Origin of the sequence: Rhodococcus koreensis (assembly GCF_017068375.1) — a bacterium.
In the GTDB taxonomy this organism is placed as follows: domain Bacteria; phylum Actinomycetota; class Actinomycetes; order Mycobacteriales; family Mycobacteriaceae; genus Rhodococcus_F; species Rhodococcus_F koreensis.
The window spans coordinates 6341156-6364332 of sequence record NZ_CP070609.1; the positions used below are offsets into that span (position 1 = coordinate 6341156).

At 67.0% G+C, this 23177-nt stretch carries 19 protein-coding genes and 1 pseudogene; 8 read left to right on the forward strand and 12 right to left on the reverse strand.

The window, feature by feature from the left end:
• Nucleotides 1-60: 60 nt before the first annotated feature.
• The 5 genes from JWS14_RS28870 (at nucleotide 61) to katG (ending at nucleotide 5026) form a co-directional block, all read left to right on the forward strand.
• Nucleotides 61-1152 (forward strand): sensor histidine kinase, encoded by a 1092-nt coding sequence (locus JWS14_RS28870; RefSeq protein WP_206016215.1) that lies wholly within the window; start codon nucleotides 61-63, stop codon nucleotides 1150-1152.
• 17 nt (nucleotides 1153-1169) lie between these two features.
• Complete coding sequence (locus tag JWS14_RS28875; protein ID WP_072946925.1) at nucleotides 1170-1844, forward strand: response regulator; 675 nt, start codon at nucleotides 1170-1172, stop codon at nucleotides 1842-1844.
• A gap of 87 nt (nucleotides 1845-1931) precedes the next feature.
• Nucleotides 1932-2087, forward strand: coding sequence for a hypothetical protein (locus tag JWS14_RS28880; RefSeq protein ID WP_167372170.1), 156 nt, complete (start codon nucleotides 1932-1934; stop codon nucleotides 2085-2087).
• A 229-nt stretch (nucleotides 2088-2316) separates the two neighbouring features.
• Nucleotides 2317-2760 (forward strand): Fur family transcriptional regulator, encoded by a 444-nt coding sequence (locus JWS14_RS28885; RefSeq protein ID WP_087555081.1) that lies wholly within the window; start codon nucleotides 2317-2319, stop codon nucleotides 2758-2760.
• Between the two features lie 106 nt (nucleotides 2761-2866).
• Nucleotides 2867-5026, forward strand: coding sequence for a catalase/peroxidase HPI (katG, locus tag JWS14_RS28890; protein WP_420855145.1), 2160 nt, complete (start codon nucleotides 2867-2869; stop codon nucleotides 5024-5026).
• 83 nt (nucleotides 5027-5109) lie between these two features.
• On the opposite strand, the gene JWS14_RS28895 is transcribed toward katG, so the two are convergent.
• Together JWS14_RS28895 and JWS14_RS28900 are read right to left on the reverse strand one after the other, a co-directional pair.
• Entirely contained in the window at nucleotides 5110-5343 is a 234-nt protein-coding gene (locus JWS14_RS28895) for a hypothetical protein (protein ID WP_072946847.1), read from the reverse strand.
• A gap of 105 nt (nucleotides 5344-5448) precedes the next feature.
• Nucleotides 5449-6228, reverse strand: coding sequence for an acetoin reductase (locus JWS14_RS28900; RefSeq protein ID WP_206014952.1), 780 nt, complete (start codon nucleotides 6226-6228; stop codon nucleotides 5449-5451).
• Nucleotides 6229-6355: 127 nt separating this feature from the next.
• Between JWS14_RS28900 and JWS14_RS28905 the strand changes: the two genes are divergently transcribed.
• The gene (locus JWS14_RS28905) at nucleotides 6356-7612 is read left to right on the forward strand and encodes a GAF domain-containing protein (RefSeq protein ID WP_387492050.1); all 1257 of its coding nucleotides are present in this window, start codon (nucleotides 6356-6358) and stop codon (nucleotides 7610-7612) included.
• A gap of 3 nt (nucleotides 7613-7615) precedes the next feature.
• On the opposite strand, the gene lipA is transcribed toward JWS14_RS28905, so the two are convergent.
• The 5 genes from lipA to JWS14_RS28930 all read right to left on the reverse strand — a co-directional run bounded on the left by lipA (nucleotide 7616) and on the right by JWS14_RS28930 (nucleotide 13636).
• Nucleotides 7616-8599: a lipoyl synthase gene (gene lipA / locus JWS14_RS28910; RefSeq protein ID WP_206014953.1), complete on the reverse strand. Its 984-nt coding sequence runs from the start codon at nucleotides 8597-8599 to the stop codon at nucleotides 7616-7618.
• Between the two features lie 71 nt (nucleotides 8600-8670).
• A complete protein-coding gene (gene lpdA, locus JWS14_RS28915) occupies nucleotides 8671-10080 on the reverse strand; it encodes a dihydrolipoyl dehydrogenase (protein ID WP_206014954.1) in 1410 nt (469 codons plus the stop codon).
• A 9-nt stretch (nucleotides 10081-10089) separates the two neighbouring features.
• Nucleotides 10090-11622, reverse strand: coding sequence for a 2-oxo acid dehydrogenase subunit E2 (locus JWS14_RS28920; RefSeq protein ID WP_206014955.1), 1533 nt, complete (start codon nucleotides 11620-11622; stop codon nucleotides 10090-10092).
• A 2-nt stretch (nucleotides 11623-11624) separates the two neighbouring features.
• Complete coding sequence (locus JWS14_RS28925) at nucleotides 11625-12656, reverse strand: alpha-ketoacid dehydrogenase subunit beta (RefSeq protein WP_072946842.1); 1032 nt, start codon at nucleotides 12654-12656, stop codon at nucleotides 11625-11627.
• 14 nt (nucleotides 12657-12670) lie between these two features.
• Nucleotides 12671-13636, reverse strand: a complete 966-nt coding sequence (locus JWS14_RS28930; protein WP_206014956.1) for a thiamine pyrophosphate-dependent dehydrogenase E1 component subunit alpha — start codon at nucleotides 13634-13636, stop codon at nucleotides 12671-12673.
• Between the two features lie 149 nt (nucleotides 13637-13785).
• Between JWS14_RS28930 and JWS14_RS28935 the strand changes: the two genes are divergently transcribed.
• On the forward strand, nucleotides 13786-14073 hold the full coding sequence (locus JWS14_RS28935) for a nucleoside triphosphate pyrophosphohydrolase (protein WP_095863523.1): 288 nt from the start codon (nucleotides 13786-13788) through the stop codon (nucleotides 14071-14073).
• A 185-nt stretch (nucleotides 14074-14258) separates the two neighbouring features.
• On the forward strand, nucleotides 14259-14786 hold the full coding sequence (locus JWS14_RS28940; protein WP_206014957.1) for an ester cyclase: 528 nt from the start codon (nucleotides 14259-14261) through the stop codon (nucleotides 14784-14786).
• Between the two features lie 148 nt (nucleotides 14787-14934).
• Here the strand turns inward: JWS14_RS28940 and JWS14_RS28945 are convergent, their stop codons facing one another.
• The 5 genes and pseudogenes from JWS14_RS28945 to JWS14_RS51810 all read right to left on the reverse strand — a co-directional run bounded on the left by JWS14_RS28945 (nucleotide 14935) and on the right by JWS14_RS51810 (nucleotide 23025).
• Nucleotides 14935-15549 carry a hypothetical protein gene (locus tag JWS14_RS28945; RefSeq protein WP_072946838.1) on the reverse strand — a complete coding sequence of 205 codons (615 nt, stop codon included), beginning with the start codon at nucleotides 15547-15549 and terminating at the stop codon, nucleotides 14935-14937.
• A gap of 578 nt (nucleotides 15550-16127) precedes the next feature.
• Nucleotides 16128-19916 (reverse strand): YncE family protein, encoded by a 3789-nt coding sequence (locus tag JWS14_RS28950; RefSeq protein WP_206014958.1) that lies wholly within the window; start codon nucleotides 19914-19916, stop codon nucleotides 16128-16130.
• A 67-nt stretch (nucleotides 19917-19983) separates the two neighbouring features.
• Entirely contained in the window at nucleotides 19984-20115 is a 132-nt protein-coding gene (locus JWS14_RS51200; RefSeq protein ID WP_255315017.1) for a hypothetical protein, read from the reverse strand.
• A 231-nt stretch (nucleotides 20116-20346) separates the two neighbouring features.
• Nucleotides 20347-21564: pseudogene (locus JWS14_RS28955) on the reverse strand (ISAzo13 family transposase); the annotation flags it as partial.
• A gap of 54 nt (nucleotides 21565-21618) precedes the next feature.
• On the reverse strand, nucleotides 21619-23025 hold the full coding sequence (locus tag JWS14_RS51810; RefSeq protein WP_420855146.1) for a LuxR C-terminal-related transcriptional regulator: 1407 nt from the start codon (nucleotides 23023-23025) through the stop codon (nucleotides 21619-21621).
• Between the last annotated feature and the right edge of the window lie 152 nt (nucleotides 23026-23177).

Consider the following 23177-nt stretch of genomic DNA (forward strand, 5'->3'; position numbering starts at 1 on the left):
GTCCCGGGGGGAATCTCGGTCGTTCACGGCCGAGAGGACGTCAAGCCCGCAACGCTACGGATCCGCGGAGGCGGTTTCGCCGTGCCGGTGTTCGCGCACATCGCCGCCATCGCCGGTGCCGCTGTCGCGCAACGCGACGGCTTCGTGCCGCCGGGGTGGGTGCTTCCCCGGCCGTACCTGGCCGTCGTCGTCATCGCGGCGGCCACTCTGTTGCTCCTGCAGCAACCCGACACCGCGTTCGACTTCTCGCCGCTCATCCTGGTGATCCTGACCGGCGAGGTCGCGGCAACGGCGTCGCTGGGGGTCGGTCTCGCCACCCTGTTCAGCTCGATGGCGGTCCTGTCGGTGTTCGCCGTGGCGGGGCGACTCGACGGCGCGCCCTACGCCCTCGCCGGCGTCGTGCTGGGGTGGGCGTTCGGGTATCTGATGCTCACCCAGTTGCGTCTCCTGCATCAGGAGCGCGCGTCGAAGGCGATCCAGTCGGAGCAGGCCGCCACCCGAGAGCGCCAGCGGATCGCCCGCGAGGTGCACGATGTCATCGCCCACTCGCTGAGCATCACGCTGCTGCATCTGACCGCGGCCCGCCGCGCGCTCGAGCTGGACCGCGACATCGACGACGCCGTGGATGCGCTCTCCGACGCCGAGCGGCTCGGGCGGCAGGCGATGGCCGACATCCGCCGCACCGTCGGGTTGCTCGACGCGGGCCCGGCGGGTACCCGCCCGGAACCCGGGGTCGCGGATCTTCCCGATCTGATCGACGACTTCCGCCGCGCGGGCCTCCCGGTGGACTTCGACCTGCACGGAGACCTCTCCGCGGTGACCGGGACAGTCGGTCTCGGCCTGTACCGCATCACGCAGGAGTCACTGGCGAACGTCGCCAAACATGCGCCCGGCGTCGGCGCCGACGTGCGGCTCACGATCGAGCCGGAACGTGTGTCCCTGGAGATTCGCAACCCGATCCGGGGCCGGGTGTCGGCACCGGACAGCTCGCGCGGTTCCGGGCTGCGGGGTATGCGCGAGCGCGCCGCGTTGCTCGGTGGCACGCTCCGCGCCGGCCCGGACGGCAGGCGGTGGTCGGTGCGCGCCGCGGTCCCGCTGCCCCGCGACTCGTGCCGGCCGGCGATCCTCCGTCACATTCCGGGACTGTCGTGACGGGCCCGGAGATCAGGGTGCTGCTGGTCGACGACCAGGAACTGGTGCGGTCGGGGCTGCGCCGGATCCTTCGGCGCAAGGACGGCTTCGTGATCGTCGGCGAATGCGCCGACGGCTCGGAGGTGCCGGACGCGGTCGCGGAGCACACCCCGGACGTCGTGCTCATGGACCTGCGGATGAAGAAGGTCGACGGCATCCGGGCCACCCGCGACCTCCGGTCGGCCGCGCAGCCGCCGCCGGTGCTGGTGCTCACCACGTTCGACGACGACGATCTGCTGTCCGGATCGCTCCGCGCGGGTGCGGCGGGGTTCATCCTGAAGGATTCGCCGGCCGAGGATCTGATTCGCGCCGTGCGCACCGTCGCCGAGGGCGGCGCCTGCCTCGACCCGGCCGTGACCGGACGGGTTCTCGCCACGTACCGCACCGTCGCGCCGTCGTCCGACGGGGACGGCAACCGCCTCACCGAGTTGACCGCGCGGGAACTCGACGTGCTCGCGCTGATCGGGCGCGGCCACAGCAACGGCGAGATCGGTCGTGAGCTGGGCATCTCGGGTGTGACCGTGAAGAGTCACGTCGGGCACATCTTCCTCAAACTCGATCTCCGCGATCGCGCGGCCGCCATCGTGTACGCGTTCGATCACGGCATCGTCTCGCCGGGCGACACCGGTCCGGACCGAGGGCCGGCGGGGTGATCAGCCGCTGCGGTTCCCTGACGCCGACGGATTCCTGCGCCTAGGATGCGCATAAAAGCCCGAGCCACTCTCACAGAGGAATTGGCCATGATCGCAATCGGTGTGGTGCTCATCGTCGTCGGCTTGGTCGTCAAGATCTCGTCCTTGTGGATCGCGGGCCTCATAGTCGGCGCCGTCGGCCTTCTCCTCCTGCTCCTCGGGTTGCTGGGCCGCAAGGTGGGCGGACGTAAGTACTGGTACTGAGGGGTCGACCCCGCCAGTCACGTTGTGGCCGTTCCGCATCGAAGCGTCGCGAGTGGACAGTCGCGCGCAGGCACAGTCGATGCACGGGAGTGATCGCCTTCGAGCTTCCTCGACGGGCTGTCGGTGCACTCTCCGGCCACCGACGATCTTTTGTATGTAAATGGAAGTCACGGCAAATTGTTTCCGCAAACTCTTTACTGAGTCCAGAAAAGTAGTCCATAGTGAGTGGGTGCCGTCGATGCCGGATTACGCAGCGTTACTGCGCGGGGCTGAGCTTCGCGTGACCCGCCCGCGGGTCGCGGTGTTGGAGGCGGTGCACGCACGTCCGCACGCCGATACGGAGACGATTTTCGGAGCGGTGCGGACGGTTCTGGACGGGGTGTCCCGGCAGGCCGTGTACGACGTGCTGCACGCAGTGACCGCGGTGGGATTGGTGCGCCGGATACAGCCGGCCGGCTCCGTGGCTCGTTACGAGTCGCGGGTCGGAGACAATCACCACCACGTGATCTGCCGGTCGTGTGGGGCCATTGCGGACGTCGACTGCGCCGTCGGCGAGGCGCCCTGCCTGACCGCGTCCGACGACAACGGTTTCCTCGTCGAGGAGGCCGAGGTCATCTACTGGGGTCTGTGCCCCGACTGCTCGACAACACAGACTTCTCGATCGAAACCCTGACCAACAGCCCAAATTGGTCTCTCCCGGAAGGAATGTTGTGTCCGATAGCTGCCCGGTCGCTCACGAGGGAAACACTCAGAGCACCAGTGAAAGTGAAAACCCCGCAATCCCGTCCCCCACTCCGACGGCGCACCGCCCGAGGACGAACCGCGACTGGTGGCCGAACCAGCCGGAGTTGTCGGTCCTGCACGCCCATTCGTCCAAGTCCAACCCGATGGGTGAGAACTTCGACTACGCAGCGGAGTTTGCGAAGCTCGACGTCGAAGCACTCAAGCGCGACGTCATCGATCTGATGACGGATTCGCAGGACTGGTGGCCTGCCGACTTCGGCCACTACGGCGGCCTCTTCATCCGGATGAGCTGGCACGCCGCAGGCACGTACCGCATCGCCGACGGCCGCGGCGGCGGCGGTCAGGGCGCCCAGCGTTTCGCGCCCCTCAACAGCTGGCCCGACAACGCGAGCCTCGACAAGGCCCGCCGGTTGCTCTGGCCCGTGAAACAGAAGTACGGCAAGCAGATCTCGTGGTCCGACCTCCTCGTCTTCGCCGGCAACTGCGCCCTGGAGTCGATGGGATTCAAGACCTTCGGGTTCGGATTCGGACGCGACGACATCTGGGAGCCCGAGGAGATCTACTGGGGTCCCGAGGACACCTGGCTGGGCGACGAACGCTACAGCGGTGATCGTGACCTCTCGGGTCCGCTCGGGGCCGTGCAGATGGGTCTCATCTACGTGAACCCGGAGGGGCCCAACGGCCAGCCCGATCCCCTCGCCGCCGCCCGCGACATCCGGGAGACGTTCGCCCGCATGGCGATGAACGACGAGGAGACCGCCGCGCTGATCGCCGGCGGCCACACGTTCGGCAAGACCCACGGTGCAGGCGACGCCGACCTGGTCGGTCCGGAGCCGGAAGCCGCCCCGATCGAGCAGCAGGGCCTGGGCTGGAAGAGTGCCTACGGCACCGGCGTCGGCAAGGACGCGATCACCAGCGGTCTCGAGGTCGTGTGGACTCCTACACCGACGAAGTGGGACAACAGCTTCCTCGAGGTCCTGTACGGCTACGAGTGGGAGCTGACCAAGAGCCCCGCCGGTGCCTGGCAGTGGACCGCGAAGGACGGCGCGGGCGCGGGCACGATTCCCGACCCCTTCGATTCGTCGGCCGGCCGCGCCCCCACGATGCTGACCACGGACCTCTCGCTGCGCATCGACCCGGCCTACGAGAAGATCACCCGGCGCTGGCTCGACCACCCGGAGGAGTTCGCCGACGCGTTCGCCAAGGCGTGGTACAAGCTGCTGCACCGCGACATGGGACCGGTCACGCGCTACCTCGGCCCGTGGGTCCCGGAGGCGCAGCTGTGGCAGGACCCGGTCCCCGCCGTCGATCACCAGTTGATCGGGGACAGCGAGATCGCCGCCCTGAAGGGCAAGATCCTCGACTCGGGGCTGTCCATCTCCCAGCTGGTGTCCACCGCCTGGGCGTCGGCAGCCACGTTCCGTGGCACCGACATGCGGGGCGGCGCCAACGGGGCGCGGATCCGCCTTGCGCCGCAGAAGGATTGGGAGATCAACAGCCCGGCCGAGCTGTCCAAGGTTCTGCAGACGCTCGAACAGATCCAGCAGGACTTCAACTCGTCGCAGTCCGGAGGTGTGAAGGTCTCGCTCGCGGATCTGATCGTTCTGGCCGGTGCCGCGGCGGTCGAGAAGGCGGCGAAGGACGCCGGCCAGGACATTACGGTTCCGTTCACGCCGGGGCGCACCGACGCGTCGCAGGAGCAGACCGACGTCGAGTCGTTCGCGGTGCTCGAACCGAGGGCCGACGGGTTCCGCAACTACCTCCGGCCGGGAGAGAAGTTGCCTGCCGAGGCACTTCTGGTCGAGCGGGCCTACATGCTGAACCTGACCGCCCCGGAGTTGACGGTCCTGATCGGCGGCCTCCGTGCGCTGAACGCCAACTTCGGGCAGACGGCGCACGGCGTCTTCACCGACCGGCCCGAGGTGCTGACGAACGACTTCTTCGTCAACCTCCTCGACATGGGGACGGTGTGGAAGGGAGCAGCCTCCGCCGAGAACGTCTACGAGGGCAGCGACCGCGTCACGGGCGACGCCAGGTGGACAGCCACAGCCGTCGATCTCGTGTTCGGTTCGAACTCGCAACTGCGTTCCCTCGCCGAGGTCTACGCGACCGACGACGCGCAGCAGAAGTTCGTGCAGGACTTCGTTTCCGCGTGGGACAAGGTGATGAACCTCGACCGGTTCGACCTCGACTGATCACGGTGGTTGGTCGGCTTCGGGCCGGCCAACCGTCACCTGACCCGGCACCCCGCGAGCAGATGCTCGCGGGGTGCCGGGGTTCAGGCCATCGACAGCTTCTCGGCGTTTCGCACCGCGGTCTCGAGGTGCCTGTCCGCGGTGCTCAGGTCCAGCCGGGCGTCGCTGAGGCTGTCGATCACGCCTTCACGCGAAGCGCCGTCGGCTGTGCTGTGGAGAAGGTCGAACTCGTCGGTCAACTCCTTGATCCGGTGTTCGAGGGTTTGTAGATCGGCTCGTAACCGGGCGGTGCGTTCGACGAGGTCGCCGACGTTCATCGCTGCCCCCTTTCATCCCGAACTCACTGACGCGTCACCACCTCGTCTACCCGCGACTGCCCCCGCGAAACCACCACCGCCCAGCCTTGGCCTGGAACGCCCTGCCTACCGGTACACGAGGCCGCCGTCGATCAGTCCGGCCTGCCCGGTCATGTAGTCGGAGTCCGGTCCGGCCAGATACGACACGTACGCCGCGACGTCCTCGGGTGTCTGTGCACGGCCGAGGGCGATGCCGCCGACGAACTTCTCGAACGTCGCACCCTTCGGCGCGCCGGTGAGGGCCGAGAAGCGCTCGTCGATGGTGATCCACATGTCGGTGCCGACGACACCGGGGCAGTAGGCGTTGACGGTAATGCCGTCGGATGCGTACTCCTTCGCCGCGGCCTGGGTGAGTGCGCGGACCGCGAACTTCGTCGCCGAGTACACGCCGAGCATCGCGAATCCCTCGTGGCCGGCGATCGACGACGCGTTGATGATCTTGCCGCCGTGCCCCCGCGCCCGGAACTTGGCCGCCCCGGCCTGGATGCCCCACAGCACACCTTCGACGTTGACGGCCAGGATCCGCGACACGTCCTCCGGTGTCGCGTCGGCGATCGGGTCGACCTGGGCGATGCCCGCGTTGTTCACGATGATGTCGAAGCCGCCCAGTTCACGCTCGGTTCGGTCGACGGCGGACCGGACCTGATCGCGGTCCGTCACGTCGGCGACCAACGAGATGGCCTTCGAACCCGCCGCCCGGACCTCGTCGGCCACCGCGTTGATCCGGTCGGCGTTGACGTCGACGAGCGAGAGGTCGGCGCCGTCCGACGCCAGCCGCAACGCGATCGCGCGTCCGATGCCCTGGCCCGCGCCGGTGATCAACGCGACTTTGCCCTCGATGCTCATTCCTAGCTCCTCTCCGATGTGATCGTCCTCACAGGGGAGCCAAGCATCGTCTGCCGTGACTGTTCAAGGGTTGCAGCCGATTGCATTGTGACGAGTTTTGAACCGATTGCGTTCTCTCCCAATGAAAATGTGCCGAGCCCGGCCATGGTTCGGCGCTCACATTCCCGGTAGGCTCGGAGGTGTGAGTACTACCGGTTCGGTTCGGCACCGCCTTCCCGCTGTCGGCTCGGGGGTGGATCTTCCCCGGCACGCACGGTTGTTGAGTCAAGTTCACGACGCGGTGCTGTCGGGTCGGCGACCACCGGCGCAGCCGCGCGAGATCGTCGGCAGGTCGTGGTCGCGGCTACAAGCGGACGGGGTGAGTCCCGACAGTTGTGAGGACGTGGTGCTGGCCGACTGCGCCGAGGTCGAAGCCCGGCGGACGCGTACCGCCCTGCGTGCGGTTCTTCCGGAGCTTCGCAGCACGTTGACTCAGGTGGCGGAGGACGCGAATTTCATCGTGGTGATCGCAGACTCCGACGGGGTGGTCCTGTGGCGGGAAGGGTCCCGTGGCCTGCGGAAGGCCGCCGATGCCCTGGGATTCATGGAGGGGGCCCGATGGTCCGAGAGTTCGGTGGGTACGAACTCCATCGGGACGGCGTTGGTGGAAGATGCTCCTGTGCAACTGTTCTCGGCGGAGCATTACGCACGGTCGCATCGTGGCTGGTCGTGCACAGGCTCTCCGGTGCACGATCCCCGGAGTGGCGAAGTGCTCGGCGTCGTCGACATCAGTGGCTCGGCGATGTCGGTTCATCCGACGACGGTGGCGCTGGTGCAGACGGCGGTGCGGTTGGCCGAGGCCACATTGTGGCAGGAGCACACGATCAACCTGGAGAAGCTTCGCGGTCATGCGGCGCCGGTGCTCGGGGCAACCGCGGGTCCGGCCCTCGTGGTGGACCGGCACGGCTGGGTCGCCGACGCCCGGGGGCTCGCCGCCCCCGACCGGGTGTCACCTCCGTGCCCCGGCACGCCGCTGTTGGTGCCCGGGTTGGGGCTGTGTGTGCCGGAACCGCTCGGTGACGGCTGGCTGGTGCGACGCGAAGGCAGGCCGACGACCATCGGAGTGGAACTCGATCTCGGTGAGTCCCCGCGAGCAACGGTGCGGGGCGATACGAGTTGGACCCGGGCGCTCTCACCGCGCCATGCGCAGATATTGCGAGTGCTGACCGAAAGTGGTTCCGCTGGAATCGATGCTGCGTCGCTGAGCGTGTCGTTGTTCGGTGACCGCGACCACGTGGTGGCCGTGCGCGCCGAGATCTCCCGTCTCCGAAAAAGTCTCGGCCCCGTTCTGTCCACCCATCCGTACCGTTTCGCCGACGGTGTCGACGTGCATGTGGTCGGTTGAGTGTCAGGAGGCCTCTCCGGTCGGCGAAAGAGGCTTCTCCCTAATCGCTTTCGCCTGCGCGTAGAGGCGGCCGGCGCGGTACGACGAGCGGACGAGCGGTCCGGCCATGACGCCGGCGAACCCGATCTCCTCGGCGACCGTGGAGTGCTCGACGAACTCTTCGGGCTTGACCCACCGCTCGACGGGGTGGTGCCGGGGGGAGGGGCGCAGGTACTGGGTGATGGTGAGGATGTCGCAGCCCGCGGCGTGCAGGTGTTCCATCGCCTGGTGGACCTCGTCGGGGGTCTCGCCCATGCCGAGGATGAGGTTGGACTTGGTGACCAGCCCGAAGTCGCGGGCGGCGGTGATCACGCCGAGGGAGCGTTCGTAGCGGAACGCGGGCCGGATCCGCTTGAAGATCCGGGGCACGGTCTCGAGGTTGTGGGCGAGGACCTCGGGGCGGGAGTCGAAGACCTCGGCGAGCAGGTCCGGCTTGCCGCCAAAGTCGGGGATGAGGTTCTCGACGCCGGTGCCGGGGTTCAGGGCGTGGATTTGGCGGACCGTTTCGGCGTAGAGCCAGGCGCCGCCGTCGGGGAGGTCGTCGCGGGCGACACCGGTGATGGTGGAGTACCGCAGTCCCATCGCCTGGACGGATTCGGCGACGCGGCGGGGTTCGTCGCGGTCGAGGTCCGTGGGTTTGCCGGTGTCGATCTGGCAGAAGTCGCAGCGGCGGGTGCATTGCTGGCCGCCGATGAGGAAGGTCGCCTCGCGGTCTTCCCAGCATTCGTAGATGTTGGGGCAGCCGGCTTCTTCGCAGACGGTGTGCAAACCCTCGCGTGTGACGAGGCCCTCGAGCTCGGAGTATTCCGGGCCCATCTTCGCTCTCGTCTTGATCCAGTTGGGTTTGCGTTCGATCGGAGTCTCCGCGTTTCGGATCTCGAGGCGGAGCAGCTTGCGGCCGGGCGGGGCCTGCACGGCCCGGGACGGTGTTCGTGGTGTGGCAGTCACGTGTCGATTCCTGGGTGGTGGTTCCCACCGAACCGCGGTGCCGGAGGGCAACCACGGTTCGGCGGGGAGCGCTACATGTTGATCGGGCGGCCGAGCGCCGACAGGACCGATTCGTGCATGGCCTCGGACAGCGTCGGGTGCGCGAAGACCACGTCCGCGAGATCGTCACCGGTGGCCTCCAGGGATCGTGCGATGCCGAATCCCTGGATCTGCTCGGTGACTTCGGGCCCGACCATGTGGGCGCCCAGCAGTTCACCGCTGTCGGCGTCGAAGATGGTCTTGACGAAGCCTTCGGCTTCACCGATGGCGAGTGCCTTGCCGGACGCCTGCAGATCGAACTGTCCGATCTGCAGGGAACGTCCGGTTGCCCGCGCCTGGTCCTCGGTGAGGCCGAGGCTGGCGACCTGGGGTCTCGAGTACGTGCATCCGGGGACATAGTCCTTGTCCAACGGTGTCACGTGTGGGGCTCCCGCCAGCTTGTCGACACACAGCACGCCTTCGTGACTCGCTTTGTGGGCGAGGCACGGGGCGCCGGCGACGTCGCCGATGGCGTAGATCCCGAATGCGGTGGTGCGGCACCACTCGTCGGTGGTGACGAACCCGCGGTCCACCTCGACGCCGACGTCCTCGAGCCCGAGATTCTCGACGTTGCCCTGGACGCCGGCGGCGACCAGAATCCGCTCCACGACCCGTTCTTCGAGGGATCCGTCCGCGCATTTCACCGTCACGGCGACGGAACCCGCGCCGACGGTGAGTTCGGACACCGAGGCGCCGGTGTGGATCTCGATCCCGCGCTTCTCGAACTGCAGGCGCACGTGGCCGGCCACCGAGGCATCCTCGACGGGCATGATCTGCGGTGCCAGTTCGACGAGGGTGACCGCACTACCCAAATCGTGGTAGAGGCTCGCGAACTCGACGCCGATGGCACCGGAACCGATGACCAGCAGCGACTTCGGAAGTTCCCGGGGTACCAGCGCGTCGAAGTAGGTCCACACCCGATCGCCGTCCGGTGTCACCCCGGGCACCGAACGGGGACGCGCACCCGTGGCGAGGATGATGTGGTCGGCCCGGTACTCGGTGAGCGGCGACGCCGAGTCACCGTCCTCCCGAACACCCACCACACCCTTTCCGGCCAGTCGCGCGGTGCCGCTGATCACGTCGATGCCGTTCTTCTTCATCAGGTACCCGATGCCGTCGGACAACCGCCCCGACACCCCACGGCTGAACTCGACCAGTTGCGCCATGTCGAATTCGACACCGCTGGTGGAGAATCCGAGGGGGCGCAGATTCTCCAGCGTGTGCGCCACGTCGGCGCCGTGGAGCAGGGCCTTGGTGGGAATGCAACCCCAGTTCAGGCAGATTCCGCCGAGCCGGTCCCGTTCGATCACCGCAGTGCGGAGTCCGTGTTGGGCGGCGCGGATGGCGGCGACGTAGCCGCCGGGTCCGCTTCCGATCACCAGAACGTCGTATTTGTCAGTCATCAACACTCCCTAGACCAGCATCAACGCGGGTGATTCGACGAAGCGCCGCAGTTCCTGCAGGAACGTCGCGCCGAGGGCGCCGTCGATCACGCGGTGGTCGCACGACAGCGTGACGGTCAGCATCGTACGGACCTCCATCCGACCGTCCACGACGATCGGTCGTTGCTGCCCCGCACCGACGGCGAGGATGGCGCCCTGCGGTGGGTTGATGATCGCGTCGAATTCGCGCACGCCGAACATACCGAGGTTCGAGATGGTGAACGTGCCGCCCTGGAACTGCTCCGGCGTCAACTTGCCGGTCTTGGCCCTGGTCACCAATGTGTGGACCTCACCGGAAATCTCGGCCAGGCTCTTGCTCTCCGCTCCGCGAACGATGGGCGTGATCAGGCCCGACGGCAAGGCGACGGCCACCGAGATGTCGGCGGCGGAGAATCTCAGCACCGATTGCGCCGCTTCGTCGAACTGGACGTTGACGTCCGGGACCTTGCGGAGCGCCGCAGCGCAGGCCTTGACCACGAAGTCGTTGACCGACAGCTTGACTGCCGGCACCGTTGCGTTGATCTCCGTGCGGAGTGCGAGGAGATTGTCGATCTCGAGGTCCGCGGTGAGCCGGAAGTGTGGGGCGTTGCGCTTCGATTCCTGCAGGCGCTGACCGATCGCCTTGCGCATCGAGTTGAACGGGATCGTCTCGAACTCGGGTATCGCGTGCGGGGTGGCCGCACCGCCGGCGGGCGTGGGTGTCGGTTCGGGAACCAGTCGGAACGTCCTTTCGGCTTCCCGGACGTCCGCCTCGCAGACGCGCCCCCGCGAACCGGTGGCCCGGCAGTCGTGCAGGTTGATGCCCAGAGATTTCGCCAGTCGACGTGCCACCGGCGTCGCATCGACCGCGCCGTCGTCCTCGGCGGAGCGTCCGGGCACACCTGAGCGAGTCGGCGACGGTGCCTCTGCGACGGTTCCGCCTGCCGAGCGAATCGCGTCGTGGACGTCAGCGACCGAGATCCGGCCGTCGCGGCCGGTCCCGGCCACCCGGCCCAGGTCGATCGACAGTTTCTCGGCCAACCGCAGGGAGTGCGGCGTTGCGAAGACGTCGACATTCGTCTGTCCCCGTAGCGAATCCGGGACGGCGGTGGTGCCGGATGGCCGCGCCGATTCCTGGGCCGCCGGAGCGGTCGGGGTAGTAGTCACGCGCGGCTCTGCGGGCGTGGGCTGCCCGCCCGGTGCCCGCTCCGGCTCGGGCGCGGGGACGTGATCCGCTCCGATTCCGGTCAGGAACTCCTCGATATCGGCATCGGAGACGGCCGCGTCCGCCGACACCGCCAGGACCGCACCCACCGGCAGCGTGGCACCCGGCTTGGCGACGATGCGCCGCAGTGCGCCGTCGAACGGCGCCTCCAACTCATTGGTGATCTTGCTGGTCTCGATCTCGCAGATCAGATCGCCTTTTGCGAAGGGCGTTCCTTCGTCGATCAACCACGCGGTGACGGTGCCCTCGTCCATGGACAGGCCCCATTTGGGAACTTCGATCAGCTTGATGTCGCTCATGGTCAGGCAGTCACCACCTTGCGTACCGCGGCCTCGATGCGCGCCGCGTTGGGAAGCCATGCCTGTTCGAGCACGGGGGAGAACGGCACCGGGGTGTGCGGTGGGGTGACCAGTTCGATCGGTGCCTTCAGCGAACCGAACGCCTTGGTGGCGATCAGTGCGGCGACGTCGTGGCCGAATCCGCAACGCGCCGCGGACTCGTCGACGATCACAACCCGTCCGGTGGACGCGACGGATTCGAGGATGCCTTCCTCGTCGAGGGGCGAGACGGTCCGCGGGTCGACCACCTCGACGGAGATGCCCTCGGTGGCAAGTTTGTCGGCGGCCGTGTTGGCGGCGTTCACCATCGCCGAGAGCGCGATGATCGTGACGTCCGTACCTTCCCGGGTGTAGTTGGCGACCCCGAACGGGATCGTGTACGGCTCGTCGGGAACCTCGCCCTTCAGGTCGTACAGGGTCTTGTGCTCGCAGAACACCACCGGGTCGTCATCGCGAATGGACTGGATGAGAAGACCTTTGGCGTCATACGCGTTGGACGGGGCCACCACCTTGAGGCCCGGGACCGCGGCGAACACGTTGTACGGGGACTGCGAATGCTGCGCCGCCGCCGAGAATCCGGCACCGATCATGCCGCGCACCACGAGCGGGGTGCGGGCCTTGCCGCCGAACATGTAGCGAAACTTCGCCGCCTGGTTGTACAGGGCGTCGTAGCAGACTCCGAAGAAGTCCATGAACATCAGTTCGGCGACCGGACGCAGCCCGGTCAATGCGGCGCCGGCTGCCATGCCGATGATCGCGGACTCGGTGATCGGGGTGTCGATGACCCGGTCGGAACCGAATTCGGTCCACAGGCCCTTCGTCACACCCAGCACCCCACCGAACGCCTCGAGTTTTCCGGACTCGAGGTCCGGATTGGTACCCGCCTGACCGCCACGTAGGTCTTCACCGATCTGCACAACCGTCGCGTCGCGTTCCATCTCCTGGGCGAGCGCGGCCTTGATCGCTTCGCGGTACGTCGTCTTCGACGTTGTCATTTCTGTTCTCACTCTCAGTACGACACGTAGACGTCGGTCAGAAGGTTTGCCAACGGCGGATACTCGGCCTGCCGGGCCTTCGCCACGGCGTCGTCGACCCGGGCCCGCGCGTCGGCGTCGACCGCGTCGAGTTCCTTCGCGGACACCTTCTTGCTGTCCGGGTGGTTGCGGAAGTTCAGCAGCGGGTCTTTCGTCTTGCGCAGTTCCGCGACCTGATCCGCGGTGCGGTACAGCTGCGCGTCACCTTCGAAGTGTCCGTGCCAGCGGTACGCGATCGCCTCGATCGACGTCGGCCCGCCTCCCATGCGCGCACGTTCGACGGCGTCACGGGTCGCCTCGTACACGGCGAAGAAGTCGGTTCCGTCGACGGTCACGGCAGGCATGCCGAACGAAGCCGCACGGGAAGCGATACTGGGTGCGCCGACGGCGTAGTCCCGGCCGGTGGCCTCGCCGAAACCGTTGTTCTCGGTGACGAAGACGATGGGAAGGTCGAGCACGACGGCCATGTTCATGGCTTCGAAGACCGTTCCCTGGTTGGAGCCGCCGTCGCCGGTGAACGAGGCGGCGACGCCGCCGTTGCGCAGTGTCTTCGCGCTGAGCGCCGCACCGATGGCGAGGGAGGGTGCCCCGCCGACGATGGCGTTCGCGCCGAGCATGCCCACCGACAGGTCGGCGATGTGCATCGAACCGCCCTTGCCGTGGCAGAGGCCGTCGTCCTTCCCGAAGATCTCCGCCATCATCCCGTGGAGGTCGCACCCCTTGGCGATGCAGTGCCCGTGACCGCGGTGGGTGGACCCGATGTAATCGCTGTCCTGCAGGTTCTCGCACACGCCGACGGCAATGGCTTCCTGACCGGAGTACAGGTGGATGAAGCCGGGAATGTCGCCGGTGGCGTTCTCCTCGTGAAGGCGGTCTTCGAACGCTCGGATCTCGGACATCTTCCGATACGCGCTCAGTAACGAATTCTTGTTCAGCGCCATTGCACTCCCTTGGTTTCTCCGTTGTCGCCGGCTACGTCGGGGCCGACCTCCGATCGCGATGCGGCGCCGGAACGGTTCGTGCCTCGTGTAACCCGGGTCATGAATGTAGGGAGATATGACGTGCGCACTAAAGGTTGCAGCGGATTGCAATGGGGCGGCTTCCGCGGCGAGGGGCCGGCCCGCGTGCGCCGGAATACCTGGCGGCCCTCCACACCAAGGTCGTGGAGGAGGCGAAAGAACTTCAGGACGCATCGCCGGACGAGCGGGTCGACGAACTCGCCGACCTTCTCGAAGTCACCACCGCCCTGATAGCGGCGCTGGGGATCACCGAGGCCGAAGTGAAACAAGCGGCCGACCGCAAACGCGCCACCCGCGGTGGCATCGAACGGAGAATCTGGCTCGAACACGTCGAACTCGGCGGCGCGTCCGACGCGTAGTCGGGGGGTATTTCCCCAAGCGAATCATCGATGACATCGCAAGCGGCGCGGAGGACAATGGGAACCGACCGGCCCCGGCAGCTGGAGTCGGCCGGGGTCGTGTTGTGTCAGAGTCTCGTTCCGCAGGGGCCGAGGCTGCGTGCCAGCGTGCCAGCCTGCCTCGCGTCAACCTGCATGGAGTAGAGATGTCTGATCGCAGCCCGACCTCGACAACTTTTCCTCCCCCGAACGACGTCTCCAATGCGCTACTCGTCCGGTGGGCTTTCGAGCGGATCAACGCCAAGGACGTCGGCAGCCTGCGAAGTTTCTGGACCTCCGATTCCACCGTGCACTTCCCGACCGGGACATGTCGCGGGAGCGACGAGATCGCCGTCTACTTCGACCAGGTCTTCGCCGCCGTCTCCGACTTCGCCTTCGAGATCGTCGCGATGGCCGAGGCCGGCAACGACGTCCTCGTCCACTGGCGCCTGACCGGGCGGCACGTCGGCACCTTCGTCGGCGTCGCCGCCACCGGCCGGCGAATCGAATTCGAGGGATTCGACCATTTCGTCATCGCCGACGGAAAGGTCGTCACCAATACGGTGCGCTACGACCAAATGGAGTTCGCCCGCCAGAACAAGTTGCTACCGCCCGACGGTTCGATTGCGGATCGCGCGTTGAAGGCGGCCTTCAATGCCAAAACCCGTGTCGTCGGTATCGCTCGTCGTCGCTAGCTCGCGATCACGGATTGATCATCCGACGCAAGCTGTCGACGAACGGATAATCCCTGTTCGGGAACCGCGGTGGCCGAGACGAACTCGGTGCTCGCGGGGGATCTCGCAGTCGAACTCGATCCGGGCCTTCATCTGAATTCGTGTCAGATCAGGGCGCAAACTTCCCGACGGCGTCGAGGTTGGCGAACACCTCACCCGGCTGGACGAGGTTGGCGCCGGCGGTGTCGTTGAAAACCTGCGCGAAATATGGGGAGAAACGGAACGGCCAATATGTGGGTCCTATCCCGCCGCCGTGGGGCGTCATGAGCGTCGGCATCATTTCACCCACGTTGTAGGTGGCGACCATCCTCTCGCCCTGAGGAACTCCGTTGATCGTCACAGCTCCGTAGGCGCCGTCCATTCGCAGCCAGATATTCTCGACCGCAACAGAATTCCCAGTCTTGCTGATCAATCTCGGACCGCCGGGGTAGTACACGCCCTGGCATGCGTCGATGTAATTGGTGTGCGAGCCGATTGGCAGATAGAGACCGGTCTTCGCGGGCTTGGCCTCGAACGGCGTGATGCCTTCGACCGCGATCTCGTTGTCGTTCATCAGCGCAACGATTCGCGGGGGAAAATCGAAGTTGGCATATCCAAACGGCGTGAAGTACGGCATTCTCAGACACTCGGCCTGAGCAGTCGGCACGGGCGCGTGAAGAGATAGTCCCAGAACCAGAATGATCGCCCCGGCGATCCCTCCTACAAACGCACGCAAGATACGCATCTCTGCTCCAATCTTCGGGTTTGTATGGCGCGGCACCGGGCGGCAGGTAGCACCGAGAAGCGCTAGGAAGCGCCGAGAAGCCTCATGTAGTAGATTACGCGCCCAGCGCCTGACATTGAATCGCTATTTTTGCTGGGCTTGACCTTCTGTTGGGATTATCGCCACCGGGGCCTGAAGTTCGACTTCAACTTCAGCTTCCGCGCGAGGCGCCGTCAAGCGACCGGCACCCGTGTGGTCGACCGCCAACCGTCGCCGCCGAGGGTGCTCACAGTGCACGGTCGTGACGAAGTCCGGCTTGGTCGGATTCCGGCGGGTCGAGACCGCCCGGGGCCGAAAACCACGGCGATGGAACTTTTTCCGGACGCCGTCGAGCGGGACGGCTCTGTGAACACATGCTCGACTTCCCCGTGCTGACATCACGCATCCGGTGGCGGGCCAGAAGACGTATTGGGGCGACGTGACCGGTCCCAAATCGACACCGCTCGTGTGAGTTTCGCGCGCGGTCATGCGCGGAGAATTGAGCATTTGTTCGGCGCCGGATCGTCTTCGGGCCATTCAGGCGTTCGGCCGCCGGGTGTTCACACGCTCTGGGCGGCGGGCGCGCCGATCGTCAGGCCGGAGACCGCGTACACCGCGCCGTCGCGGTAGTCGGTGACGTACAGCGTGTCGCCCGCGAGCAGCACGTTCCGGAGCGGACCGTAGGGCCCGGTGACCGCGCCGTCCTCGTCGGTGACGAAGGTTCCGACGACGGTGTTCGTGGCGGTGTCGATCACCGCGACGGTTCGTCCATCCCCGACGGTGACGAATGCCCGGCTGCCGTCGTGGCTCAGCGCCAGGTCCTGCGCGTCGCCGGTCAGTCGCACGTTCTCGAGCGTGGTGCCGTACGTGGCACTCGCCGGATCGATGTCGATCACGGAGACCAGTCCGTATCCGCCCGTCACGCGCCACAGCCGTCCGGTGTTGTCGACGATGAACTGTCCGTTGGAGAAGCCGCCGGAGGCGAGTTCCACGGTGCTGACGTGCTGGGTGACGTACAGCCGGTTCCCGTTCACGACGGTGAGGCTGTGCGAAACGTCGGTGAATTCGCTGCTCGTCCTGGTGTGGTCCCACGTGGGCCCGACCGTGATGGAGCCGACCGTGGTCAGGGACTCGGTGTCGATGATACTGACAGTCGACCCGTTCGCGCCGAACAGGTAGCGGCCGTCCGCACTGACTTCCAGGCTGCCGTAGGAGCCGAGCGGCTGCGAAGCCACGACGGCGTTCGTGGCGGTATCGACCACCGACACCGTGCCGTCCTCACCGCTGGCGTAGAGGCGCGTCCCGTCGGGGCTGACGGCCAACTCCTGCGCCAGGGAATAGCCCTGAAAGTCGGGGGAGGTGGGCAGCCAGATCGTCTCGATGACGGTGCCGGTGGTCGTGTCGATCACCGAGATGGTGCCGGTATAGGGGCTGTTGACGTACACCCGGTCCACGTCCGGGGCGGCCGCGATGTTCGACGACGCCCAGTCGACCGCGATCGGCGTCCCGACGGTCCCATCTGCGTCGATGACCCGCACGTAGCCGTCCTCGCTGACGACGTAGAGCCGGTCGTCGACGACGACCGCGTCGGTCGGGTACCCCACCGTGATCTCCGTCGACTCGACGTCGAAGACGACCTGGAGGGGGGTCGGCGAAACGGAAACGGTGACAGGGATGTTCGTCACGGCGTGGCCGTCGGTGAGGGCGATGGTGAAGTGGTCGGCGTCTTCAATCGGTGTTTGCAGGGCGAGGTCGCGTGCGGCGGCGGTCGGGATGTAGGTGAAGGTCACGCCGTCGGAGAGGACCGATCCGGACCCGGGCGCGGTGTTCGTGAAGGTCACCGGGTCGCCGTCCGGGTCTCTGGGGTCGACGAGGGTGACGACGACCGCGCCGTCGGACGCCCGAGGTGTGCCGGCCGTCCAGGTCGCTGTGGGCGCGGAGTTCACGTAGGTGAGCGTCAGGGCTCGGACCCGCCCGTCGGCCGCATCGGTGACGAGCATCCGGGAACCGTCGGCACTGAGCGCGATGGAGTGGTCGCCGGACTCGGCGGGCGAGTCGAGGGAGAGGGTGGACACGACGGTGTTGGTGCGCGTGTCGACGACGGTCAGTGTGTCCGGATTGGAGACGACGTAGGCTGCGCTTCCGTCGGGGGTGACGCGCACGGCGGTCGGCTGGGAACCGACGGCGACGGTGGCGACGACGGTGTTGGTGGCGGTGTCGATCACCGAGACGGTGTTGTTGGCGCGGTTGGTGACGTACGCGCGGGTGCCGGCGGGGTTGACGGCGACGGCGGTGGGCGTGGTGCCGGTCTTGACGGTGGCGACGACCGTGTTGGTGGCGGTGTCGATCACCGAGACGGTATTGCTGCTGCGGTTGGTGACGTACGCGCGGGTGCCGGTGGGGGTGTCGGCGACAGCGACGGCGTTGGGCGTGATGCCGGTCTTGACGGTGGCGACGACCGTATTGGTAGCCGTGTTGATCACCGACACGTTGCCGCTGCCGCTGTTGGTGACGTACGCGCGGGTGCCGGCGGGGTTGACGGCGACGGCGCTGGGAGTCGTGCCGGTCTTGACGGTGGCGACGACCGTGTTCGTGGCGGTGTCGATCACCGACACATTGCCGCTGCCGCTGTTGGTGACATACACCCGGGTGCCGGCCGGGTTGGCCGCGACGCCGGTCGGCGACGTGCCGACGGTCACCGATCCGACGACGGCGTTGTTTGCGTCGAGCACGGAGACGCTCTTCGAACCCTGGTTTGCCACATAGGTTCTGGTGCCGGCGAACACCACACCCGATGGGTTGGACCCGACAGTGGTGGACTGCGCGAGCTGCATCCGTGCCGCCGACACCGGCACCTGCACGGTCACCGGGGTGCTGGACTGCCCGGAGGTCACCGTCACGGTGAACGAGTCGTAATCGGCGTCCGGGTTCAGCGCGGCCCGTTGGCGCTCTACCTGGGTGGGGGTGTAGGTGAAGCCGCCGGTCGTGTCGACGGTGACCGTGCCGCGGCTCGGCGGTGTGGTGACCGGGTACTGGAGTTGGGTTCCGGACGCGTTGATCGAGCCGAGCACCGCACCGGTGCTGCGGTCGGGCACACCGACGGTCGGCCCGGCAGTGGATGCAGAGAGTGCGGCGGTGGATGTGGTGCTCGCGGCGGCGAACGATCCGATCGGCTCGCTGGTCGCGACGGGGGATGTTCGTGCTCCGGCGAACGATTCGATCGGCTCGCTGGTCGTGACGGGGGCGGCAGCCAGCGCCCGGCTCGCGTCGGTGATGACTGCCTTCTCCTGTCGACGGCACCATGCCGCGGCCAGCGCCCAGAACGTCGGCGACTCGATCGGTACCTGTGGGTCATTCGACAGGAACGGGCGTAGCCCGAGGGCGCCGAGCACCTTCGACACGACGCTGGATGCAACTTCTACCGCCGGGGCGGGGAGAGACGGTCCCGATGCCTGCGTCCCGATCTGCGGCGCATCGGCACGCGTCAGGGCTGCCGTCCCGTCGATCGTGGTGATCGCGGGAGCCGTCGCCGGCACTGCTTCCGGAATCGCTGCCGCAACTGCTGCCGGCAAGTCCGGGACGAGTTCGCGCACTGCCGCGGCCTTGGCCGCGGCGGCCGGGTCGAGGGCCGCGCCGGATCCGTCCGTCGCCGGTGCTGTCGACAGGTTCGGCACACTGGCGTCGCCCGCAGGTGCGCGGTCGTCACCCTGCGAGGATGTCGAGGACACCGGCGAATCCGATCGCTCGGTGACTGCTCGTTCCGGAGGCCGGCCGGCCGGCGCTGTCGCGGCACCGGGCTCGTCTGCTGCCGTGCCCGAATCCGGCACGCCACCGCGGCTCACAGTTGACGAACTGTCGGGTGCCGTGGGGTCGGGTGCCGTGGCGGGGTCGGGAGTCGTCACGTCGGACCCGTTCACGTCGTTGTCCGAGGACGTGGATTCGGTGCCCGTAGTGGATTGGGTGTCGGTGCCGGAGGTGGATTGCGAATCCGTGCTGGACGTGGATTGTGAATCCGTGCTGGACGTGGATTGTGAATCCGTGCCGGACGTGGATTGTGAATCCGTGTTCGAGTCGCCGGTCGTCGACGATCCGGATCTGTCGCTCGACGAGTCCGAGTCGGTACCCGATGTATCGGATGACGTCCGGTCCGACGAAGTCCTGTCCGTGGAACGGTCCGTGGATCCCTGGTCGGACGATGTCCGGTCGGACGAATCGGAACCGGACGACGTGGACGAGTCGCCGACGGACGGTGCTGCCACCGCCATGCCGGCCGGCGCTCCGACCGCAAGCCCGATGCCCACTGCCACCGCCAGCTCGCCGAGGTGCTGGAGGTGCTTGTCGTTATTCATGAGTTCCTCCTCCATGAGGACGCTTCGAACTGCCAGTCCGGACGCACGATCCCGGGGCTGGGCCGGCTCATCGCCCCGGAACTGACGTCTTGCCTGCGCGCATTCCGGCGCGACTCGTGATGAGAATGTCTCGTGGCGCGAAGTCGAGGTCGGCCATCGTGGTGCCCTTGTCCGTCATCGTTGCCTCGCTGTCAGGCAACTGGTTTGAGGCTAGTTCGTGCGTCGCCACCACCGCATCGGGCGTTCGCTGTATTCGGTGTCGCGCGAATCCGCCCCGATGGGCATTTCGACCCATTGGCGCGCTCGATCAGGCATCGGACATGGAGTGCCGTCCGGACAACAGGAAGTACCGGTCTGCTTCCGGCACGAACATGAATCGCGACTGGGTTAGGGCCTGCGATGAATTAACTTAGTCAGGTTCGGGCGTGTCGGGGTTCGGGTGGAGGGTGTAGTTCCATTCGCCGTGGAAGTCGTGGCGGGTGAGGGTTCCGGTGTCGGTGAGGGCGGCCATGTCGCGGTCGGGAATCTTGACGCCGGTGGGATATTCGGCGGTGTCCAGTTCGGCGCGCACGCGCAGGCCGGTGCGGGTGGTGGTGGCTGCGATGGTCTCGACAATGACCTCGTGACTCTCCAGTGGGCGTCCGCGCCAGTTCATCGAGATGTGGGAGAACAGCCGGTGCTCGATCTTGTTCCATTTGCTGGTGCCGGGCGGCAGGTGAGAGACGGTGATCGTCAGTCCGGTGCGGGCGGCGAGCGCGGCCAGCTCGGTCTTCCACGCCCGGGTGCGGTAGCCGTTGGATCCGCCGCCGTCGGCGCAGATCAGCAGACGACCGGCGTGCGGGTAGGTGCCCGAGCCGACCGCGTCCCACCAACGGCCGATGGTCGCGACCGCGAACGCGGCGGTGTCGTGATCGGTGCCGACCGACACCCATCCGGCGTCGGCGGCGAGGTCGTAGACACCGTACGGGTTGGCCTTGCCCAGTGCGGGATCGACGAAGTCGTGAACCTTGACGTGCTCGGGTTGCCCGGCCGCGGCCCATTCCCGGCCGCCGTTCTTGTAGCTGCCGACCAGCTCCTTCTTTTTGGTGTCCACGCTGATCACGGGATCCCCCGACGCCATGTGCTCTTCGGTCCGCTCGTGCAGATACCGGAACTGGGCGTCGCGGTCGGGATGCTGGCGGCCCTCAGTGGTCTTGGCGTTGGCCTGCAGGCTGTAGCCGAGTTCCTTGAGCAGTCGCCGAACCACGAAATCGCTGACTTGATAGCCATTTTCGGTCAGCGCTCGCGCGAGGGCACGGGTTGACTTGCAGGTCCACCGCAGCGGTGACTCCGGGTCGCCACGGGTGTCGGGATCGATCAGCGCCTCCAGCGTGGCCACCAACTCGGGCTCATGGGCCTCCGCACGTTTACGGCCGCCGCCGGGTTTACGTGAACGTTCCACCGGCACCGCGGATGTCACCTCCTCGGCTTCCGCGCGGCCACGGCGCACGGTATCGGCGGCCACACCCGTCGCGGAGGCCACGATCGCCACACCACCGGGACCGAGCTGCGCGGCCTCGACCCCCAGCCACACCCGACGTTGGCGCTCGTTCAAGTGCCCACGAATAGTCTCGTAACGCCATCCCAGCGCCTCTGCCGCATCCGCCATGCCACAACGGTAACGCCATCATCATTAAAAGCGACGTTAATTCCTCGCGATCCCTTAGTTCAGGCCGTGTTGGTATGCGTAGGCGGTCGCGGCGGCGCGTGAGGTGACGCCGATCTTGGCGAAGATGTTGCTCAAGTGCCGTGCGACGGTCTTCTTGCTCAGCGACAGGTGTTCTGCCACATCTTGATTAGTCATTCCGGACGCGACTAGTCGTAGCACCTCGACCTCTCGCGCGCTGAGACCGTCGGGGAGTTGTGCCGGTGGTGGCGCCGACCCGAGCAGTTCGTCGGTGCGCTGAAGATCCGGCATCGCACCGAGGCGGTCGAACACCGCACGACAGGCGTCCCATTCGAGTCGTGCAGTGTCCTCGTCGCCGATTGCGCCGCACGCGAGTCCGATCAGCCGGTGGCTGCGTGCGGCCTCGTAGGGCATGTCGAGGTCCGCCCAGATCTGCACGGCGCCGCGCAACTCGGGTAGAGCACCCGCTGGGTCGCCGTCGGCGAGGCGGACGGCACCGACAACCTGTTCTGCTGCGGCGCGGACGGCTGGCGGGGCGCCGTCCGCCAGGGCGGCAAGTTCCTCCGCGGTGGCGCGTGCGCGGTCGAGGTCGCCCGCAGAGATCGCGATCTCTGCTTGTGCGGGGAGCAGTTTCGCCCTCGCGAGGCGGTCCGAGGGATGTTCGACCAATGCACGGGCGAGACCGGCGGCGGCTGCGTCGGTGCGGCCCTGCGCGGCTCGCAGCAGTGCCATGCCGGGCTGCACGTCCCAGCCGTAGGCGCCGGCGTGCCCGAACGCTTCCTCCGCTGCGGTGAGGTCACCGACCAACCGCCGGATCTCGCCGATCTGGTACCAGGCCTGGCCCGCATCCATGGCGACGGTTCCGTTCTGCTCCGCGCAGGCCTGCCGTGCTTCGTGTTCGGCGTCGGCCCAGGATCCGTGCAGGCGCAGGATCCGGGATCGGTGCATCCGGCACGAGCCGGAGACGGCCGTGGCACCGTGCTGGGTTCCCAGCCATTTCTCGAATGCGGATGTCCACGTGCTGGCGCGGCCGAAGTCCGACATGTATTCGGCGGTGTTGATCGAGCTGCAGTAGATCCACCAGGAGCTCACTGGTTTCACCTCGTGGCCGGCCACGGCGATCATGGCCTCGTCCAGTAGTGCGGTGCCTCCTGAGATGTCACCGAGCGCGACGAGGGCGCGACCTGCCTGGTGCAGGCCGACGTTGACCAGATCGGGATCGGTGAACTGTGTGCCGATTGTCGTTGCGCGGCACGCCAGCTCGAGTGAACTGTCCGGGTTGCCGGTATGGAACGCACCCTCGGCCTGAGCTAGGGACAGATAGCCGTGCACCGCGCACTCCGGCTCCCGTTGCAGCAGCCGTTGTGCACGGGAGAGCCATCCCATGGCCGGGGATATGTCGCCGTGCAGCATCGATACCAGGTGGATTCGGATCGCGCACATGGCGGCGCCGGGGTTGTCGCCGTTGTCCACCCGGTAGGTGTAGATCCGGCTCCGTGCCTCGACGCTGCTCTCGGGCCGGCCGGTGAGGTGGGCGGCCTCGGCGAGGGCCTCGAGATCGTCCGGATCCAAGGCCGCCGTTTCGTCTGCGCGGC

Excerpts from the sequence above, each read along its gene's own strand:
- JWS14_RS28880 (WP_167372170.1), top strand. The coding sequence starts at position 1,932 with ATGATCGCAATCGGTGTGGTGCTCATCGTCGTCGGCTTGGTCGTCAAG.
- JWS14_RS28895 (WP_072946847.1), bottom strand. The coding sequence starts at position 5,343 with ATGAACGTCGGCGACCTCGTCGAACGCACCGCCCGGTTACGAGCCGAT.
- JWS14_RS28900 (WP_206014952.1), bottom strand. The coding sequence starts at position 6,228 with ATGAGCATCGAGGGCAAAGTCGCGTTGATCACCGGCGCGGGCCAGGGC.
- JWS14_RS28905 (WP_387492050.1), top strand. The coding sequence starts at position 6,356 with ATGTGCCGAGCCCGGCCATGGTTCGGCGCTCACATTCCCGGTAGGCTC.
- lpdA (WP_206014954.1), bottom strand. The coding sequence starts at position 10,080 with ATGACTGACAAATACGACGTTCTGGTGATCGGAAGCGGACCCGGCGGC.
- JWS14_RS28920 (WP_206014955.1), bottom strand. The coding sequence starts at position 11,622 with ATGAGCGACATCAAGCTGATCGAAGTTCCCAAATGGGGCCTGTCCATG.
- JWS14_RS28925 (WP_072946842.1), bottom strand. The coding sequence starts at position 12,656 with ATGACAACGTCGAAGACGACGTACCGCGAAGCGATCAAGGCCGCGCTC.
- JWS14_RS28930 (WP_206014956.1), bottom strand. The coding sequence starts at position 13,636 with ATGGCGCTGAACAAGAATTCGTTACTGAGCGCGTATCGGAAGATGTCC.
- JWS14_RS28935 (WP_095863523.1), top strand. The coding sequence starts at position 13,786 with ATGGGGCGGCTTCCGCGGCGAGGGGCCGGCCCGCGTGCGCCGGAATAC.
- JWS14_RS28940 (WP_206014957.1), top strand. The coding sequence starts at position 14,259 with ATGTCTGATCGCAGCCCGACCTCGACAACTTTTCCTCCCCCGAACGAC.
- JWS14_RS28945 (WP_072946838.1), bottom strand. The coding sequence starts at position 15,549 with ATGCGTATCTTGCGTGCGTTTGTAGGAGGGATCGCCGGGGCGATCATT.
- JWS14_RS28950 (WP_206014958.1), bottom strand. The coding sequence starts at position 19,916 with ATGAATAACGACAAGCACCTCCAGCACCTCGGCGAGCTGGCGGTGGCA.
- JWS14_RS51810 (WP_420855146.1), bottom strand. The coding sequence starts at position 23,025 with ATGTGCGCGATCCGAATCCACCTGGTATCGATGCTGCACGGCGACATA.